Consider the following 20,138-nt stretch of genomic DNA (forward strand, 5'->3'; position numbering starts at 1 on the left):
ATGAAATATAGAAGTAAATTATTTAAAAATATAAACCCCTTTAATAAAGGAATGCTAAAAGTAAGCAATATTCATACTATTTATTATGAAGAATCCGGAAATAGAAAAGGAATACCAATTTTATTTGTTCATGGCGGTCCCGGAAGTTCAAGTTCTGAGCAAAGTAGAAGATATTTTGATCCTAGATTTTATAGAATTATTGTATTTGATCAACGAGGATGTGGCAAAAGTATTCCAAGCGCTGAAATTAGAGAAAATACTACTTTTGACTTAGTTGATGATATGGAAAAAATAAGAGAACACCTTAAAATAAAGTCTTGAATTTTATTTGGAGGTTCTTGAGGATCAACATTATCGTTGATATATAGTATTAATTATCCCAAAAATGTTTTAGGTTTAATTTTAAGAGGAATCTTTTTAGGCCGAAAAGAAGACAATTATTATTTATATCAAGAAGGATCTTCTTATTATTATCCAGAAGCGTATGAAGAATATAAAAACTTTATTCCTGAAAATGAACAATCTGATTTAATTAAAGCATATAATAAATATTTAAATCATTCTAATTTAGATATTGCTTATAAGGCAGCATATCAATGAGCTAAGTGGGAACTTGGGCTAATAACACTTAATCCAATAAAAAATATTGACAAAATTTTAAGTAGTGATAAAAAATCAAATTTAGAATTAGCTAGATTAGAAAATCATTATTTCATCAATAGATTGTTTTTGAATGATGATAATTATATTTTGAATAATATTGATTTTATAAAAGATATTAAAACAATAATAGTTCATGGTAGATATGATATGGATTGTAGACCAGTAGGAGCATTTTTATTATCAAACAAATTGAATAATTGTGAACTTAAAATTATTAACGCTGCAGGTCATTCAACTAAAGATAAACCAATATCAAATGAATTAGTTATTGCCACAGAAAAATTTAAAAAATATTTAAAAAAACAAATTAATAAAAATTAGAATAATTTCTTAAATAAAGGAATATTTTGGAATAGGTAATTATGAATATATCAATAAAAAATGTTTCAAATAAATTAAATATTAAACCAGAGCAAGTTGAATCAACTTTACATCTTTTGAATAGTGGTGCAACTATACCTTTTATATCTAGATATAGGAAAAATATAACAGGCGGATTAGATGAAGAAATAATAGCAAAAATAAATGATTATTATATATATGATGTTGAACTTTTAAAACGTAAAGAATTCATTTTAAATGTATTAGAGGAAAAAGGATTATTAAGTGAAGAGCTTAAGGAAAAAATCAATAACTCTTCAACTAAACAAGAAGTTGAGAATATTTATGAACCTTTTAAAATCGGGAAGAAAACTAAAGCATCTGAGGCGATTTCATTAGGTTTAGAACCATTTGCAAAAGAAATAATGACAAATGATGATGTCAATTTTGATGTATATAAAGAAGCAAAAAAATATTTATCTTCAAAATTAAAAAGTATTGATGAAATAATTCTACAGACAAAATATATAATTGCGCAAATTATTTCACAAGATATTGATACACGCGAATATATAAAAAACAACATATACAATTTTGGTATCATAGAAACTAAAATTAGGAAAAATGCAATTGATGACAAACAAGTTTTCTTAAGGTATTATGATTATAAAGAGAAAATCAAATATATTCCTAATCATAGAATATTAGCTATAAATAGAGGAGAATCTAAAAAAATAATTTCATATGATTTAACTTTTAATGACAAACCAATTTTATATTTTTTAAGAAACAAGTATTTTGTTAATAAAAGAACTGCATCTATTATTAATGATTCATTAGATGACTCATTAAAACGTTTAATTTACCCATCAATAATACGTGAAATAAAAAATGATTTGTTTGATAAAGCATCAAGCGAGGCTATTAAATTATTTGCATCTAATTTAGAACAAATGTTGCTTGCTCCGGCAATAAAAAATAAAAGAATTTTATCAATAGACCCAGCATATGTTAATGGATGTAAAATTGCTATTTTAAATGAAAATGGTGACTTTTTAGCTAAAAATATTATTTATCCAAACCCTCCTAAAAATCAAATAAAAGAATCTCAAAAAATAGTAAATGATTTGATTGATAAATATAAAATTAATTTAATTTTGATTGGCAATGGAACTGCTAGTAGAGAAACTGAAGAATTTGTAAAGAATTTATTGATTGATAAAAATAAACAATTAAAGTCAAAAATTGAATATTTAATTGTAAGTGAAATAGGAGCTTCGGTATATTCTGCTTCAGAAATTGCTAAAGAGGAATTTCCAAATTTGAATGTTGAAGAACGAAGTGCAATTAATATAGGTAGAAAATTTCAAGATCCTTTAAATGAGTTAATTAAAATTGATCCTAAGTCGATTGGAATAGGACAATATCAACATGATGTAAATCAAAAAGATCTTATGAAAGAACTATATTTTAAAATTGACAAAGCAGTTAATATTGTTGGAGTTGATTTAAACACTGCAACAAAATCTATACTATCGCATATTTCTGGCCTAAATCAAAGATTAGCCATGAATATTGTTGAGTATAGAAAAAATAATGGTCAATTTACAAATAGAGAACAATTAAAAAATGTTTCAGGAATTAATGAAAAAACATATGAACAATGCATAGGTTTTTTAAGATTATTTAATTCAAATATTTTCTATGATAAAACTAATATTCATCCAGAAAGCTATAAAAAAGCAGATGAATTGGTAACATATTTAAATATTGATTTATTCCATATAGATAAGCATATTTTAGAAAATATTGATGCTAAAAAAATTCAAAAGGAAATTAATATTAATGACTATGAACTAAAAATAATAATAGATTCATTATTAAATCCAGGGAAAGATATTAGAGATAATAAAAAAGGTTTTGTTTTAAATGAAAATATTAAAACTATTGATGATATTAATTTAGGTTCAATAGTTCAAGGGCAAGTATTAAATATAACTGATTTTGGTATATTTGTTTATATTGGTATAAAACAAAGCGTTTTGATTCATATATCAAAGATGAAGAAGAATGAAACACATTTTATAAAACATCCTTCCGAATTAGTGTGTGTTGGGGATAATTTAAATATAAAAATAATTGATGTTGAAAAAGATAGAGATAGAATCCAAGGTGAAATAATTTGATAATTAATCATTTAATTATTTATAATTTTTAATTATGAATGATGATAATAAGATTCGTTATCAAACTAAAAAAATAAAATTATCGCAGTCGTTTTTGCATTTTTCAATTTTACATAGAGTTAGCAATTTTAAAATTCAAGTTTTGCTTACTATTGTTTTAGCTTTGTTTTTTTCATTTTTTGGTGTTATCTTGATTCAAAATACTGGATTGTACGGAATGGGTATTGAAGGGATAAGTCAAGGATTTGCTAGATTAGGAACTTTTTTAATAAGTTATTTAAATAAAGGCGAAAATGCAAAACAAAAAGCATATATTGCATATAATATTTTATTTTGAGCAATTACTTTAGTTTTAAATATACCATTATTAATTTTGGCATATTTTAAAGTAGGAAAAAGATTTTTTAAATTAACAACAATTTTCATGATTGCATCTACTATATTTGGAATTGCAATTGGTTTCATACCTAATATTGAAAAATTATTTATATTTGGTAACCTAATAAGAAATACTCCACAAAAAATAGTTGATTATAAAGTTCAAATAGTGTTTTGAAATCGTGAAAAAGATGCTATAAAGCAATTATCCCTATTTTTATACGGAATAGCATGAGCTATAATTCAAGCATTTATTGCATCAGCGCTTTTTATATTAAGTTCTTCTTCTGGAGGGTTTGATATTTTAGGAATGTGATATTCTAGAAAATATTTTAAGAGTGTCGGTTCTATTTTTATGATAATACATTTAATAAGTTTATTAATAGCAAATACTGCAGGTACATTTATTCCAATTGGACTAACATTGAATAATAATCCAAAAATAGCAAACGATGTAGTTGCATGGTCAATATCAACATTTTTTAATCCAAATTTGATATCTGGAATAGTTATGATTTTATTGAATGGTTTTGTTGTTAATTTATTATTTCCTAAATATAATTTAGTCCATGTACAAATATATTCTTCTAAAGCATTTGAAATAAATGAATTGTTAAAAAATAATGAAAACAACACTTATGCTACAAGTATTACTAAAATTATTGGTGGATATACACTAAAAGAAAAAAATGTTATTAATACTACCTGTATGTATTTTGATGCTGCTAGTTTATTATTGTTTGTTAGGAAAATAGATACAAATGCATTTTTTACCATTACAGACATTAAAAAAGCTGATGGATATATTTATGTTAGCCAAAAAATAGAAGAAAACGATATAAATAAAAAAGCAAAGTAAATTTGCTTTCGGTACTTAATAATTATATATGGTGCTCCAGACTGGACTTGAACCAGCATGACTTTCATCGGTTGATTTTGAGTCAACTGCGTATACCATTTCGCCACTGGAGCATATAAAAAATATTATCATAAAAAAATATTTCATAACATTAATTGTGCAATTAATCTTTATTTTAAATTTACAATAAAGATATTTTTTTATCTTTTGCTATTTTCTGATTTTGCTCATCTCAAACACTTACTTGAACTTCGCCGATATGATTTTTTTCAAGCAAAAACATTGCTATACGACTTTGACCAATTCCACCACCTATTGTTAATGGTAATGAATTATTTATTATAGAACGATGATAATCGCTTATATTAGCTATTTCATTTTGCGGTAAATTATCATATTGTCTAATTAATGATTCTTTGTTAACTCTAATACCCATACTACTTAATTCTAAGGCATTATCATTAATTTCATCATAGATGATTAAGTCACCATTTAGGTCTCAATCATCATAGTCTTTAGCCCTATTTGAATGTGGTTTATTATTTGGCAATTTATTTCCAATTTTCATTATAAAAACAGATCCTCATTTTTTTACTATTTCATATTCACGTTCTTCTGAAGTGAAGTTCGGATATAACTTATATAATTCAAGTGAATCAATAAAATAAACTTTATTTTTTAATTTTTTACTTAATACAGGATATATTTTGTTTATTTCTTTTTCAGTTATTAATAGTGAAGAATATATTTTATTTACTATCTTCTTAAGATAATTTATATTCCTATTATCTTTATTTATTATTAATTCTCAATCTCATTGGTCTACATAAAATGAATGATTATTATCAATTAATTCTTTTTTTCGAATTGCATTCATATCTGTATATATACCTTCATAGATATTGAATTTGTATTTGTTTAATGCATATCTTTTTCATTTTGCTAAAGAATGAACTATTTCTATAGAATCGTTTATATTTTTAACTTTGAATGATACTGGTTGATCACCATTTAAAGTATCATTTAGACCACTGTTATGTAATAAAAAAAGTGGAGCACTAACCCTAACCAAATTGAGTTTTTGTGCCAATGATTTTGAAAAAATATTTTTTAATTTTTCTATTGCATATTGAGTTTCTTTTATGTTTAATTTCATGATATATTGATATATTATAAGTCATAGAAGTGAAGGAAATTTATATTTATATTGGTTATTAATCATTTATAATAGAAAATATTTTAAAAAAAGATTTATTATAAGACAAAAAATAAAAATATTTTATATATTTATAAATCTGATTTTCATGAAAATTTTATCTTTTTATATGCGTCTATTTCTTAAAATATTTAAATATAATATAATTTTAAAGTTATGGATTTAAGTAAATATATTAGAACTGTTAAAGATTTTCCTAAAAAAGGCGTTGAATTTAAAGATATTTCCCTATTACTTTCTAATGGGGAAGCTTTAAATTATACAATCAATACAATGGCTAAATATGCAAAGGATGCAGACATAATTGTTGGACCTGATGCTCGTGGATTTTTGTTTGGTACTCCGGTTGCTGCCACTCTTAAAAAACCATTTATAATGGTTAGAAAACAAGGCAAATTGCCTGGTGAAGTTAGAAGTTATAGTTATGGATTAGAATATGGTAAAAGCATTCTTGAAATACAAAAAGGTATAACAAAACCTGGGCAAAAAGCAGTAATCATTGATGATGTATTAGCCACAGGGGGGACTTTGGATGCTATAATAAAATTATTGAAGGCTGAAAAAGTTGAAGTTTTGAGAGTTATTGTTTTGATGGAATTAAAAGAATTTAATGCTAGAAATAGATTAAATTGTGATGTTAAAAGCTTAATTAACATTGAAAACAATAATGAAAAATCAAATATTTAAACTTAAAAAATATAATAACTATCAAGAAATACCAAACCAATATAAATGAGATTTAGATGATATATTAAATGGAAAAACGATTGATCAATTAATCAATGAATATTTTTCTTTATTTGATGAATTAATTTTAATTAAGGATTCTAAATATGAAACCATTGAAAATTACATTTCATATTTAAATATAAATAAATCTTTGTTAATTCTAAAAAACAAAATAATTAATTATTTTAGCAATTTAATAAATATTAATATTGTTGATTCAAAGGTACTAAAACAAAATGATGATTTTGAATTAAAAGAACAAGAGTATCAAATAAAACTTGGAAGTGAAATAAACAGAATTTATAAAAATAAAGATTTTCTTAAAAAATGATTAAATGATTCAAGATTAAAAGATGTTAAAAAAGACTTGGAATTTATAATTCAAAATTTTGATCATAAACTTGATGATAATGTTGAAAAGTATTTAAATGAAACATACATCGGGGACCCGTCGTTAGAAGATATATTTTCAACATTAACTAACTCGGAAATTGATTTTGGTTATGCTATATCTAAAGATAATAAAAAATATAAAATTACTGAATCTTCAAGAGTTTTGTTGCTTAAAAATAAAGATGAGAAAATTCGTAAAACTACATATTATGGATATTTAAATGGTTTTTATAATTTAAGAGAAACGTTAACAAAATTATTATATCAACATTTAAAGAGAATATCAATAGAATCTTCAATAAGAAAATATGAATCATCAATAAAATCATTAATTAGCAGTGATAAGATTGAAATTGCTTTTTTAACTAATCTTTTCTCTTCAGTTACTAACAAAACAAATAAAATTTTTAAAAATTTTCTAAAATATAAAAGTATTTTTTTCAAGAAGAAATTCAATAAAAAAATGGAATTATGAGATTCATATTTAGAACTCGTAAATGTAAAAAATAATTATAAAATAGAGGAAATTCAAAAAATAGTAATTGATGCAACATCAATAATGCCTTATGAATATAATGACAAGATTATTGAAGCAATTAACGACAGATGAATTGACTATGTTGAATGCCCTAATAAAATGTCCGGTGCATATTCTATCGGTTCAAGTTATGGAATAAATAAAAAATATATTTTGATGAATTATGATGGAAGCATTAATTCAATTAAAACATTAATACATGAATTAGGTCATTCATTACATTCATATTATTCGGACAAAAATCAATCAATTTTTAGAAGCGAATATACTTTATTTTTAGCGGAAATTGCATCTATATTTAATGAATTATTGTTAACTGATTATTTATTTTTGCGTGCAAAAAATGATGAAGAAAAATTTTATATATTATCTGAAAGTATTAATGATTTTATTGGAACTGTTATTAAACAATGTGAATGAGCTAACTTTGAATTTGATTTATATAATTTAATTGACTCAAATAATACATTCAATAGTTATTTTGAGATTGAAAAAGTATATGTTAACAATTCTAATAAATATTTATTATCAAATAAAATTAATAAGATAGGAAATAAAGCAAATATATATTCTGTATCTGTTCCTCATTTTTATTATGATTTCTATGTGTATAAATATGCAATAGGCTATATAATTGCAAACGTTTTTTATAATAGATATTTACAAAATGGAAAATATGAATTAGAAAATTATATTGATAATTTTTTATCCGCAGGTGATAAAGATTATCCAGCAAATATATTAAAATCATGTGGTATTGATATTTATGATCAAAAAATTTTTGACGAAGCATTTAATGTTATTGAAAATAAAATTAATGAATATATTAAATTAGGCAAAAGAATTTTTAAAATAAAATAAAAAAATTAGCACTCTAATTGATAAAGTGCTAAAATTATAATAATTTTGTGTAACTTAAGTGGGTACATATAAATTTAATAAAGGAGAAAAATGAAAAAACAATTACCATTTATAGCTATTAAAAATCAAGTTATATTTCCTAATGCCTCAGACCTTATCAAAGTTGGCAAAAAGAGATCATTATTAGCAATAGACAAGGCTAAAAGTGCTACTGGAGCATTAAAAAATAAATTATTCATCGCGTTTTTTAAAGAAGATACTGAAGAAATTTTAGATATTGATAATCTTTATAAATATGGAGTATTAGTTGATATTAGCTCTATAAATATAAAGAATTCTGTTTCTTACATTGATTTAACTTCTTCTCAAAGATATGAAATTATAAACATTGTAGAAGAAGAAGAGGATGAAAAAATTAATATTAATGTTAAAGATATTGAAGAAGAAAAAAATAATGATAGTCAATATGACCAATTATTAATTATGAGAAAGAGAATTCTTGACTTAATAGATTTTGCTATAAAAAAATATAAATATTCACCAGATGCTTATAAACCTATAACTGATAAACAATATGAATGAATAAAATTAGAATTGTCAAAACAAGTAACAAATGTTAAGGACTTAGAAAATATTTTTTGGTCAACAGTAAACCACATTGGAGTATCTTTTGAATTAAAAGAAAAATATGATTTAATTAATACAATTTCATTACTTGATTTATATGAAAAATTAGCAAATAAAATTTCTGAGAAAATAAGATTTGTAGATTTAGAAAACACAATTAATAGCACCATGCATGGTGATTTAGAAGAACAACAACGTGATTTTATGCTTCGAGAAAAAATGCGTCAAATAAGAAAAATGTTAAATGATAATAGTGAGGCAAAAATTAAAGATGTTGAATCTGATAATGAAAAACAAAAGAAATATCCGCAATATGTTTTAGATGCTATAAAGTCTGAACAAGCAAGAATGGCATCAATGATGCCATCAAGTCCGGAAGCTAATGTATCTAAAACATATATAGATTTATTATTAGAACTTCCATGAAGAAAAATAAGTAAAGAAATTCTTGACATTAATAATGTGCGTAAAATTCTTGATAAACATCATTATGGATTAGAAAAACCTAAAGAAAGAATACTTGAATTTATTTCTGTTTTAACACATACTAAAAATAAAAATAGTGAAGAAACTTATTTGCCAATAAAAGGTGATAAAGAATGTTTCTTTGATACTAAATTATTTATTAATAAACTTGGATCTTCAACAAATGAAGCAGTTAATAATATCCCTATTCTTACTTTAATAGGCTCTCCAGGAGTTGGTAAAACAACATTAGCTAAATCAATTGCTGAAGCATTAAATCGTAAATTTATTAAAGTTTCACTAGGTGGTGTAAAAGACGAAGCTGAAATTAGAGGCCATCGTAGGACATATGTGGGTGCAATGCCAGGTAAAATAATTAACGCGATCAAAAAAGCAGGAGTATCTAATCCGGTTATTTTATTAGATGAAATTGATAAGATGTCAGCTGATTTTAGAGGCGATCCTGTTTCTGCAATGCTTGAAGTTTTAGATCCTGAACAAAATGCTAACTTCCAAGATCATTATTTGGATTTAGAATATGATTTATCTAAAGTTTTATTTATAGCAACAGCTAATTATTACGATTCAATTCCTGCTCCTCTAATTGATCGTGTTGAAATTTTAGAACTTTCAACATATACAACAATTGAAAAAATCCAAATTGCAAAAAATTATTTAATGCCTAAAATTTATGAACAAAATAAACTTGAAAAATCTCAATTTAAAATCGATGATAAAACCATTGAATTTATTATTAGAAATTACACACGTGAAAGTGGTGTTCGTGAATTAAAAAGATTATTAGATAGTATTGCTAGAAAAATTGTTGTAAGGATTTTAGATGGCAAAATTAAAAAAGAATTTCAAGTAAATATTGAGGTTGTTAAAGAATTTCTAGGACCAATTAAATTTGGTGAAGATGAAAATGAAAATATTGCTCAAATAGGTGTTGTCAATGGACTTGCATATACAAGCTATGGTGGTTCTACTTTAGCAATAGAAGTTACAACATTTCCAGGTAAAGAAGGACTAAAATTAACCGGTTCTTTAAAAGATGTAATGAAAGAATCGGCACAAATAGCACTAGCTTATGTAAGACATAATGCTAAAAAATTTGATATTGATTTTGATTTTGATAACAATTCTATTCATATTCATGTTCCTGAAGGAGCTGTTCCAAAAGATGGACCTTCTGCAGGTGTTACATTTACAACTTCAATTATTTCGGCATTATCGCACAAACCTGTTCCTGCCAATATAGGTATGACGGGTGAAATAACATTGCGTGGTAAAGTTTTACCAATTGGTGGATTAAAGGAAAAATCATTAGCCGCTTCTCAATTTGGAATCAAAAAGATATTTATTCCTTTTGATAATCAACGTCATTTAATTGATGTTCCAGAAGAAGTTAAAAAAGAAGTTGAATATGTTCCTGTTAAATATTATGATGAAATCTATAATCAAATTTTCTTAAATAATAATAGTGTTGAAAATGATAAAAATATTAAATCAAAAAATAAAGCTAAATAATTAGGAAAATAAAAAAAGAGGTTAAAGCCTCTTTTTTTAGCACTATAAACCGCTTTCTGTACCATTACTGGCGCTAACTATTTATCTAAACAAATATCTTGTTTTTAAGCGTGAATTACTAATTCTTCTTACCTAATTCCCCTACCAAAATTTGGGTTTCTAACTCATGAAGTTTACATCGTTGCATCTTAACTTAATAAGCTCGTCTCTGTTGCACTAGTTGTCAGCATATTGCTGCCTAGATTTATTAGATCTAGCATGAACACTACTTTCATTTCAGAAAGTGTTAGAGCGGATTTTCCTCTATATTTCTATAGCAGTTAGCCATGCCTTTTTATTATATAAAAAAATATTTAATTAGTTATAATATTAAAATTATGAACAATGTACAAAAGAAAAAAGAATTGCAAATATTAAAGAAATCTCAAACTCAATCACTTTGATTTTGAGTTTTAGTATTATGTATTTCAGTTGTAACTTTATTATTTTTTGCATATTTAGGAGCAATATTTAAAAATCAATATGTTGATAAATACTTATTTGGAAATGATTTAATTTTAGCTATTTTAATCGGTATTATTATTGGTTTATTTTTGTTACTATTTGCGTTTATATTTTTAAATATATTTAAACGTTTGCATATACGTGATTATTTTCAATATTATGCATATGTAAATTCATTGCGAAATAATAGTTCTTTAATGCTAATTAAAGATAAGAGAATGGAATCGATTTATTCAATGAAATCAATGATGAGTCGTAATCAATTTATTGATTTTGTTGCTAATATATTAGAATATTTACCGCAATCTATTGAATATAAAAATTTAGCAAATGAAATTGAAAAAGATTTTGCATTACATGGTTTTCAAGAAGTTAATTATAAGTCACTTAAATCAAATTGTATTAATAGAGCATTAGTTTTTAATTTTTTGATTCCAGTATCTATTGTTACTTTTTTAATTGTAATCATGATTTTTTTACCTCTAAATGAAACTGAGGATGCATATACAATTTCAGCAATATCGAGAGTTTTATTAATCATTTCTTCAATTATTATTGTTGTTAATTTTTCAATTTTCGTATATGAACTTGTAATGCTAAAAAGAATTAAAAATATTGAATCATTTAATAATCACTTTTTCTTTTCATTTAATATGTATAGATTTAAACTTTTATCATCAGCTTCAGTTAAGATAAATTAGTTGATTTCACATACTTAAAATGGACAACAAAAAATATGGCCTAATGCCATATTTTTGTTTTGGTAATAATAATTATTTCTTTGATTTTGTTGTAGAAGCAGTTTTTTCTTTAGGTTTTGAGTCTGAAGTTTTATTTTTTTTAGCAGTTTCTTTTTTATTATCATTAGAAGAATCAACTTTTTCTTCAGTTGATTTATTTTGAGATTCTTCTAATTCTTTTCGATCTTTTTCTACAGTTTTTTCAATTTTGGTTCTAAATTTTTCAACTTCATCAGTTTTTTCTTTTAATAAATTATATCCTTCAGGGTCAATTAATTCAATCAATTTGCTTTTAACTCTTAAATCAGTTTGAGTGTTAGCAAATTTATCGAAACTAAAGTATTGTTTAATTTGTTCACGGTCTAAGAATTTGAATTTTTCTTGGAATTTATCTATTTCTTTTTCATATTCTTTTAGAGTTGGATTAATTTTTTCCTTTTCAGCAATTGCTCCTAATATGAAAGAAAATTCTAGATTTTTTAATGCTTCTTTTTCAAATTGATTCATTAAATCATCCTTAGTCATATCGATTGTGTCAAAATATTCAATTTCTGTAATGTTTTGTTTTTTTAATTCTTCTTGAAAGTTTTTATACATTCTATTAATTTCATCTTTTAATATTTCTGGATGAATTTTAACTTTTGATACTTTTCTTAAAGGATTAATTAATTTACTTATAAAAGTATTTTTTGCATTTTCAATATTGCTTTCAAGAGCGTTATAAAAAATATTTTTATTATAGTTTTCGATATTTTTAATTCCTGGAATGTTAATTTCTTTAATAAATTGTTCATTTATCTCAGGATATGAAGGTCTTTTGATTGAATTAATTTTTACTTTAAATGTTACTGGTTTACCTGCTAAATTCGGAACATGATAATCATTTGGGAATTTAAGGTTAATATCTTTGCTTTCTCCCTTTTTAAGACCAATCATTCCATCTTCAAATCCAGCTATAAATTTTTTCGAACCAATAACAAGGTCATAATTTTCAGAACTTCCACCATCAAATGGTTTTCCATCAACTAAACCTGAAAAGTCAAAGTTGACTTCATCATCATTTTTAATTTTTTCATTTTCGTCTACTTCTAACATAACTATATATTTTGAAATTGCTTCTTTTTCAAAATATTTAATATCTTCTTTATTTGGTTCAAATTTTTCCAATTTTTGTTTTAGTTCTTTATAGTTTCCAACAGTTGCTTTTGGATATAAAATAAATGAAACTTTCATTGTTATATTATTTTTAGATAAATCGGTTATTTCTAAACTATTATCAAGACGATTAAATACCATATCATCATCTGATATTTGTGGAAGGATATGTTCTTTGTAAATATAATTGATTGAGTTTTGTGAAGCCTTATCTAATATTTCAAATTCTGAAATTCTTTTTAATGATTCACGTAAAGGAGCTTTACCTTTTCTATAGCCTGGTACAACAACATTTGCAAGTAAACTTTGCTTTGCTTTATCAATAAATTTTTGTCATTCTTCGCCTTCTAGTTTGCAATCTATTGTTAAAATATAGTCTTTTTCATCTAATTTTCTTGACATTATTATCTCCTTAATTTCAAGTGTACTAATAAAATAAATTAAATTATATAAAATTTTATTTTATTTTGAAAATACATTGTATAAATCTATTTCATCCTTACTTTTTAAATTTTTAGCATCTTCTTTACCTAAAAATACATTAGTAACATTATTAATTGTGTTTCACTCATTTTCTGTATTTTTATATAAAATGTCATCTCATTTTAAAAATAAATATGCAGCAAAAACTTGAGATGCTATTTTATAAATTGCTACATCTTTTTCATACTTATTAAGTATATCTTTTTGGATTTTAAGAATATTATCATTTTGAAGTAGGGATCCTAATTTTAATGGATTAATATTTTTATTATTATATAAATAGTCATAATCAATTTCTTTTTGAACTAGAAAATCATAAATTAAAGTTTGAAATGAAGCTTCTTCAAATGATTTTGTATTAAAAAAATATTGAAATTCAGAAGCAAATTGTTTTATTTCATCTTTTTCTTTGTTTAGTAAAGCGTTATAACAAACCATAAACAAATGGTCCATTTTCTTATTTTTAAGAAAATTAATTAATTCTAAAGTTGATAGATTTGTTTTTGCAATTAAATTATTTTTTTTAATTTGGAACAACGCTTTGTTACGCAATGAGTTTAAGATTTCTTGATATTCTTTAGAATATTGATATTGCAATAAAGCTTCATCAATTAAATAAGTCGCCTTTAAAGGATCTTCAGTAATATAACTATTAATTTCATCAATTTTGGTTTCAAAATTATTATCTATATTATTCATTTTTTAATCTCCATAAACAAGAATTTTATGTAATATACTCTATAATTATAAAGTATTAAAATTATTTTGTCAAGGAGAAAATAATGTCAAAAATTACAAAAATTAATGCTTATGAAGTTTTGGACAGCAGAGGAAATCCTACTGTCAAAGTTGAACTTTATACTGATAAAGCTTATGCTGAAGCATTGGTTCCTTCCGGTGCTTCTACAGGTTCTAAGGAAGCTTTAGAATTAAGAGATAAAGGGACAAAATATGAAAAGAATTGATTTGGAGGTAAAGGAGTTCAAAGTGCAATTGATAATGTTAATAATATAATTGCACCCGCTTTATTAAAGAAAGATCCATCAAAGCAATTTGAAATCGATAAAATAATGTTAGATTTAGATGGAACACCTACTAAATCTAAATTAGGTGCTAATGCTATACTTGCAGTTTCACTTGCTTGTGCAAAAGTTAGTGCTATTGAAAAAAACATTCCTTTATATGATTATTTGGCTTCATTAGATAATCGTAAAGCTTATAAATTGCCTGTTCCTATGTTAAATGTTATAAATGGCGGAGAACATGCTTCAAATACAATTGATTTTCAAGAATTTATGATTATGCCTTTAGGTGCGAAAACCTTTAAAGAAGCTATGCAAATGGCTAATTATGTATTTCACACTTTAGCTAAATTATTAAAAAAAGCAGGACACGGTACACAAGTTGGTGATGAAGGTGGATTTGCTCCTAATTTACATACACATGAAGAAGCACTAGAATTTTTAGTTAATGCAATTAAAGAAGCTGGCTTTAATCCTGCAACTTCAGGAGAAAAAGCTGTTGCAATTTGTTTAGATGCTGCAAGTTCAGAACTTTATTGTGCAAAATCAAATAAATATATTTTTAAGAAATTTAAAGCTGCTATAGAAGAAAAAAGAGCAGGCTTTGAATCATATTCAAATTTAAAATATGAATTTAGTTCAGATGAATTTGTTGAATATTATGGTAAATTAATTAATAAATTCCCAATTATTTCAATTGAGGATTCACATGATGAAAATGATTGAAATGGATTTGAGAAAATGAAAAAAGCATATGGAGATAAAGTTCAATTGGTTGGAGATGATTTAATAGTTACAAATCCTCTTTATATAAAAGAAGCTATTAAAAGAGATGCTATAAATGCATCATTAATTAAGATTAATCAAATCGGTTCATTATCTGAAACAATAGAAGCTATTAAATTAACTCAAAATGCCAATATGATTCCTGTGATTTCACATCGTTCTGGGGAAACTGAAGATACATTTATTGCAGATTTAGCTGTAGCGTTTAATACAGGCGAAATAAAAACAGGTTCGCTTTCAAGAACAGATAGAATTGCCAAATATAATCGTTTATTAAAAATTGAAATGGAACTTGGTCCTAAAGCTAAATACGAAGGTAAAGAAGCTTTTATAAATCTTAAATAATTTAATAAAAATTCCCATTATTTAATCGGGAATTTTTGTTTTTTAATCAAAATAAGGTTTAGACTTATTAATTATGTCAAATAAATATATTCTTAAAAGTGATAATTGCTCATATGAAGATAATTTTTTATTATTAATATATACATTATCGATATTTTTGAACATTAAATAATTTAATTTATAAGCATTAAATTTATTTTTTCTAAAACACATTTTTTTAATTTTATCTAAATTTATTTTTTCAGATACTTTTGGTTTTAAATTTTTAAATTCAATAATTATTTCATTATTAAGAGTTTTGATAAAATCATTATTTTTTCAATCATCATTTATTTCTGTAAAAAACGAATTATTAAATCTATTAATAATGTTTTTGATTTTATACATTTTATAATGAATATTTAATTTTAATCATTTGTATAATGGAATTGAAATTATAGTAGGAAATAACATACTAATGAAAAAAGATATATATTTAAATAACATATTTATTTCTAGATTTAAATACATTATTGTCATTCCAAATGGATAATTAAATATACAAATAGGAAACATTAATGAAAGATATTTTCAAGCATTAATAATATATATTTTTTTAAAAAAGCTACGTGAAATTGATAATTCATTATTTTCTAGAAATTCAATTGCTTTTAAAGAAAACAACATTTTTTTATTAAAAATAAACTTTTTAAAAATCAATATTCATATTATTGAAAGCAGCAATGTACTTAACCATATTAAATAAATGTAAATTTTTAAATTCATTTTTATAATTCCTTTTTAATATCATCAATAATTAAATAATTCAAATAACTAAGTTGCTCACGATCAAGATATTCTTTTTTAATTTTTAATTTTAGAGGTCCAGTGGCTAATATTGAATTTATGTATAAAATTTTTTCTTCAAATGATGGTATTTTATTTAATAATATCTTTAACTTTTTATAATTTGGAAATGCAATTGTAAATTTTCATGCTAAGGGTATATATAAAATTTTCATTTTTTTGTTTTTTATGTATTCATCAATAATGCTAAATTTTTTATCTTTTAAATCAAAACTATTTATATTTAAAAAATATTTTTCATAATCATTTTTGCTATATAACTTTTTTAATTCATTGTATTTAATTTTTAATTTTTTAGTTTTTAATAACACATTTATAATAAAAAATGAAATAGTAATTAAAATGATAATAATAAACATAAATGTAATTAATTTTTCTGTCAAAGGTTCTTTATCATAAAAATAGCTTAAAGTAATAAATAATAAAAATAGCATTAAATCAATGATGTATATTATCAATCAAAAAATGTTTTTAATTTTTGTTTTTTTGAATACATTATTTAGTTTTAAATTAACATACAATTTTTTTTCTAAAAAAAATGTTATATTTTCTAAATGAAATAAAATGTATCTTGTGTTTGAGTAAAATAGAATTCAATTTAAAACCATATTTATTACAGAAATTTCTAAACTAATTAATAAAAACATTTTTATCCTAAATTATCAATTAAAATTTTATTTGGAAGAGTTTTGATATATCATTCTTTTAAATTGGGATTGTAAACTTTTGTTAGGACTAATAAATTTAATTGTATTTTTGTATAAGATAAAAGTTTTTCAAGAGTAAAAATTTCTTGTGTTTCAAAACCTGAAATAGTTTTAATTTCTGGTATTGTTAACATATTTTATTTCCTTTCTCTTAATAAATACAATTATAAAACTTATAACTTTATTTATAAAAAATGATAATAGTCTACATAACAAAAAAATAAAAATATGAAGTACATAAAATACCTCATATTATTTGGTTAATTAATCTATTTTTACTTTTACAGATGGTCCCATTGTTGCAGAAATAGTAATATTTTTAATATATGTTCCTTTAACCGCTGTTGGTTTAAGTTTTTTAATTGTTTGGATTAATACTTCAGCATTTTCAGCAAGCTTTTTGCTATCCATTGATTTTTTACCGATTGAAGTATGGATAATTCCGCTTTTATCTGCACGATAATTTGCTTTACCTTTTTTAAGTTCTTCAACTGCTTTAGCAGGATTTACAGTAACAGTTCCTGTTTTAGGGTTAGGCATTAAACCTTTAGGTCCTAATTTTTTACCATATTTTCCCAATACTAACATCATTTTAGGATCGGCAACAATTACATCAAAATCATATTTATCTTGATTCAAAACTTCAGGTAATTCGGCGGCTGAATAAATATAATCAGCACCTGCGGTTTTAGCTTGTTTTTGTGCATTAACATCATCTGTTGCAACTAATATTTTTACACTTTTTCCTGATCCGTTAGGTAATACAACTGCACCTCTTAATTGTTGATCAGATTTTCTAGTATCAAGATTTAAATTGATAGCAATATCAATCGATTCATCAAATTTTGCAAATGAAACTTTTTTTGCAAGTTCTATTGCTTCTTGCAATGGATATATATCAGTTTTTTTGATCATATTTTTTGCAGTTTGCACATTTTTAGAAAGTTTTCTAGCCATTAGTTAGTTCCTTTCTTTAATCATTCATCATATCCTTCAACTAAAATACCCATTTGTTTAGCAGTACCATAAATTTGTTTCATAGCTGATTCAATATTTGTTGTATTTAAGTCAGGAAGTTTATATTCAGCAATTTCTTTTAATTGTGCAAGAGTAATTGTTGCAACTTTAGTTTTATTAGGAATTGCACTGCCTTTTTTAACATTTGCTGCTTGAGTTAATTTATATGAAGCGGGTGATGTAAAAATTTTAAAATCAAAAGATTTATCTTTATACACTGTAATCAATACAGGAACAGGTTCTGATCCTCTATCTTTAGTTTTATCATTAAAAGCCTTAGTGAATTCAGGCATATTAATTCCAACCCCTGCTAATGCTGGTCCTGGTTTTGCTTGACCGGCAGGGAATTGTAATTTAGCTTTTTTTACAATTTCTTTAGCCATAATAAGTAAGTTCCTTTCGAGCTTCGTGGTTTTATTGAATTTATTTCTCCCACTTGCTATAAGCAATGTAATATTGCATTTGCTATTATATCATAATAACTATTTAATTTTATTAAGTATATTATTGATAATTAATTTTCTTTTTGCATCTGATTTTTTATACAATGAATCAATTCGTTTCATTGATTTTACTTTAATTCCACAAAAATTTAGCAGGCATTTTTTCATAAATTTAAAATCAGGATTACCTAAAAATAAGGAATTATAAAATTGCGGAGCATCACATGTTGAAAATATTTTAGCAGTTTTACCTTTTAGTAATTTATCTCAAAATGGATCATTTTGATGATATCTATATGCAAAATTTGGTAAAAAAACACGATCAATAAATCCTTTCAATAATGCAGGAATGTTTCCTCATCACAAAGGATAGAAAAATATTATTTCATTTGCTCATTTTATGTTTTCTTGTGCGTCAATTAAACATTGTTCTAATTTATGATCTTTGCTTCTTAAAATTGGATCAAAATTTAGTTCATTTAAATTAGCACGTCTAACATTTATATTTAATTGTTTTAGTTTATTTTCATATTCATTAGCTAATTTATGACTAAAACTATCTTGTGAAGGATGTCCGACAATAATATATACATTTTTCACTATAATTCCTTAGCTTTTAGTTCAATTAAAGCTTTATTTTCTTCATAAAATTCTTCTTTAGTTTTTTTGATGTTTTCAGCTATTTTTACCGAATGAATTATGATTGATTCTTTAACATTAGCACCAACAAAATTTCAAAAACCTTCTAAAAATTTATAATGACTCGCAAATGGATATCAATCTAATGGTGCACCTTGTGTTGCAATTATTTGTACATCTAAATTATTTAATAAGCCAATTGCATCACCTTTTTTAGAATATTTATATGAAAATGTTTTATTGGCAATAGCAATATGATCAATAAAGTTTTTAAGAGTAACTGGAATATTAAAATTAATCATTGGTGCACCAATTATTAATTTATTTGCTTCCTTTAATAAATTAATATATTTATCATTTAATTCATTTTTAAAAAATTCAGACATATTGTTTGAATTTTGATATTGTTGATTTAAATCTAAATCATTCAAATCAAATTCAATAATTTGATCGTCTTTATTATGTAATTTATATTGTTCAACAAATTTTTTAGTTAAATATGTTGATATTGATATATCTTTATTAACTGGAGATGAGTATAAAACTATAACTTTATTCATTTTTGTTCCTTATATTGTTTATTTTTTTGTATTTTTGTTATTTTATTATATAAAAAATGCAATGGTTTAGTTTTTAAAATAAAAATCAATAAATACAATTATGCAAAATGTGCTAAAATAATTAA

Annotated in this window: 18 protein-coding genes, 1 tRNA gene and 1 other RNA gene; 8 read left to right on the plus strand and 12 right to left on the minus strand. The window is 23.8% G+C overall.

What is annotated here, in order from left to right; translation table 4 throughout:
- The 3 genes from pip to LQ356_RS01555 are packed head-to-tail and all read left to right on the plus strand — an operon-like array spanning position 1 to position 4,407.
- Complete coding sequence (pip, locus tag LQ356_RS01545; RefSeq protein ID WP_405312094.1) at positions 1-984, plus strand: prolyl aminopeptidase; 984 nt, start codon at positions 1-3, stop codon at positions 982-984.
- A gap of 41 nt (positions 985-1,025) precedes the next feature.
- On the plus strand, positions 1,026-3,173 hold the full coding sequence (locus LQ356_RS01550; protein ID WP_405312095.1) for a helix-hairpin-helix domain-containing protein: 2,148 nt from the start codon (positions 1,026-1,028) through the stop codon (positions 3,171-3,173).
- A 31-nt stretch (positions 3,174-3,204) separates the two neighbouring features.
- A complete protein-coding gene (locus tag LQ356_RS01555) occupies positions 3,205-4,407 on the plus strand; it encodes a DUF2179 domain-containing protein (RefSeq protein ID WP_405312097.1) in 1,203 nt (400 codons plus the stop codon).
- Positions 4,408-4,436: 29 nt separating this feature from the next.
- On the opposite strand, the gene LQ356_RS01560 is transcribed toward LQ356_RS01555, so the two are convergent.
- Both LQ356_RS01560 and LQ356_RS01565 read right to left on the minus strand, forming a co-directional pair.
- Positions 4,437-4,520: transfer RNA gene (locus LQ356_RS01560), tRNA-Leu, on the minus strand.
- Between the two features lie 68 nt (positions 4,521-4,588).
- On the minus strand, positions 4,589-5,563 hold the full coding sequence (locus tag LQ356_RS01565) for an aspartate--ammonia ligase (protein ID WP_405312098.1): 975 nt from the start codon (positions 5,561-5,563) through the stop codon (positions 4,589-4,591).
- A gap of 216 nt (positions 5,564-5,779) precedes the next feature.
- On the opposite strand from LQ356_RS01565, the gene LQ356_RS01570 reads away from it, so the two are divergent.
- The 3 genes from LQ356_RS01570 to lon all read left to right on the plus strand — a co-directional run bounded on the left by LQ356_RS01570 (position 5,780) and on the right by lon (position 10,766).
- On the plus strand, positions 5,780-6,310 hold the full coding sequence (locus LQ356_RS01570; protein ID WP_405312100.1) for an adenine phosphoribosyltransferase: 531 nt from the start codon (positions 5,780-5,782) through the stop codon (positions 6,308-6,310).
- Positions 6,291-8,144: a M3 family oligoendopeptidase gene (locus tag LQ356_RS01575; RefSeq protein ID WP_405312102.1), complete on the plus strand. Its 1,854-nt coding sequence runs from the start codon at positions 6,291-6,293 to the stop codon at positions 8,142-8,144. The genes LQ356_RS01570 and LQ356_RS01575 overlap by 20 nt, the downstream gene beginning before the upstream one ends.
- A gap of 90 nt (positions 8,145-8,234) precedes the next feature.
- Complete coding sequence (lon, locus tag LQ356_RS01580) at positions 8,235-10,766, plus strand: endopeptidase La (RefSeq protein WP_405312104.1); 2,532 nt, start codon at positions 8,235-8,237, stop codon at positions 10,764-10,766.
- 40 nt (positions 10,767-10,806) lie between these two features.
- On the opposite strand, the gene rnpB is transcribed toward lon, so the two are convergent.
- An RNA gene (gene rnpB, locus LQ356_RS01585) (RNase P RNA component class B) lies at positions 10,807-11,098 on the minus strand.
- A gap of 45 nt (positions 11,099-11,143) precedes the next feature.
- Between rnpB and LQ356_RS01590 the strand changes: the two genes are divergently transcribed.
- Positions 11,144-11,971, plus strand: a complete 828-nt coding sequence (locus tag LQ356_RS01590; protein WP_405312105.1) for a hypothetical protein — start codon at positions 11,144-11,146, stop codon at positions 11,969-11,971.
- A 72-nt stretch (positions 11,972-12,043) separates the two neighbouring features.
- Here LQ356_RS01590 and tig read toward each other — a convergent pair whose 3' ends face one another.
- Together tig and LQ356_RS01600 are read right to left on the minus strand one after the other, a co-directional pair.
- Positions 12,044-13,567 (minus strand): trigger factor, encoded by a 1,524-nt coding sequence (tig, locus tag LQ356_RS01595; RefSeq protein WP_405312106.1) that lies wholly within the window; start codon positions 13,565-13,567, stop codon positions 12,044-12,046.
- 60 nt (positions 13,568-13,627) lie between these two features.
- Positions 13,628-14,347 (minus strand): hypothetical protein, encoded by a 720-nt coding sequence (locus tag LQ356_RS01600; protein WP_405312107.1) that lies wholly within the window; start codon positions 14,345-14,347, stop codon positions 13,628-13,630.
- Positions 14,348-14,430: 83 nt separating this feature from the next.
- On the opposite strand from LQ356_RS01600, the gene eno reads away from it, so the two are divergent.
- Positions 14,431-15,801 carry a phosphopyruvate hydratase gene (gene eno / locus LQ356_RS01605; RefSeq protein WP_405312109.1) on the plus strand — a complete coding sequence of 457 codons (1,371 nt, stop codon included), beginning with the start codon at positions 14,431-14,433 and terminating at the stop codon, positions 15,799-15,801.
- Between the two features lie 42 nt (positions 15,802-15,843).
- Here eno and LQ356_RS01610 read toward each other — a convergent pair whose 3' ends face one another.
- From LQ356_RS01610 to LQ356_RS01640, 7 genes are all read right to left on the minus strand, one after another.
- Positions 15,844-16,467, minus strand: coding sequence for a hypothetical protein (locus tag LQ356_RS01610; protein ID WP_405312111.1), 624 nt, complete (start codon positions 16,465-16,467; stop codon positions 15,844-15,846).
- A gap of 101 nt (positions 16,468-16,568) precedes the next feature.
- Positions 16,569-17,294: a hypothetical protein gene (locus LQ356_RS01615; RefSeq protein WP_405312113.1), complete on the minus strand. Its 726-nt coding sequence runs from the start codon at positions 17,292-17,294 to the stop codon at positions 16,569-16,571.
- A gap of 2 nt (positions 17,295-17,296) precedes the next feature.
- On the minus strand, positions 17,297-17,488 hold the full coding sequence (locus tag LQ356_RS01620) for a hypothetical protein (protein WP_405312114.1): 192 nt from the start codon (positions 17,486-17,488) through the stop codon (positions 17,297-17,299).
- Positions 17,489-17,618: 130 nt separating this feature from the next.
- Entirely contained in the window at positions 17,619-18,311 is a 693-nt protein-coding gene (gene rplA, locus LQ356_RS01625; protein ID WP_405312115.1) for a 50S ribosomal protein L1, read from the minus strand.
- Positions 18,311-18,754: a 50S ribosomal protein L11 gene (gene rplK, locus LQ356_RS01630; protein WP_405312117.1), complete on the minus strand. Its 444-nt coding sequence runs from the start codon at positions 18,752-18,754 to the stop codon at positions 18,311-18,313. The genes rplA and rplK overlap by 1 nt, the downstream gene beginning before the upstream one ends.
- A gap of 99 nt (positions 18,755-18,853) precedes the next feature.
- Positions 18,854-19,414, minus strand: a complete 561-nt coding sequence (locus tag LQ356_RS01635; protein ID WP_405312118.1) for an NAD(P)H-dependent oxidoreductase — start codon at positions 19,412-19,414, stop codon at positions 18,854-18,856.
- The gene (locus tag LQ356_RS01640; protein ID WP_405312119.1) at positions 19,414-20,013 is read right to left on the minus strand and encodes an FMN-dependent NADH-azoreductase; all 600 of its coding nucleotides are present in this window, start codon (positions 20,011-20,013) and stop codon (positions 19,414-19,416) included. Before LQ356_RS01640 ends, LQ356_RS01635 begins: the two co-directional genes overlap by 1 nt.
- Positions 20,014-20,138 lie beyond the last annotated feature (125 nt).

The organism is Metamycoplasma faucium (genome assembly GCF_045160055.1).
Classification (GTDB): domain Bacteria; phylum Bacillota_I; class Bacilli_A; order Mycoplasmatales; family Metamycoplasmataceae; genus Metamycoplasma; species Metamycoplasma faucium.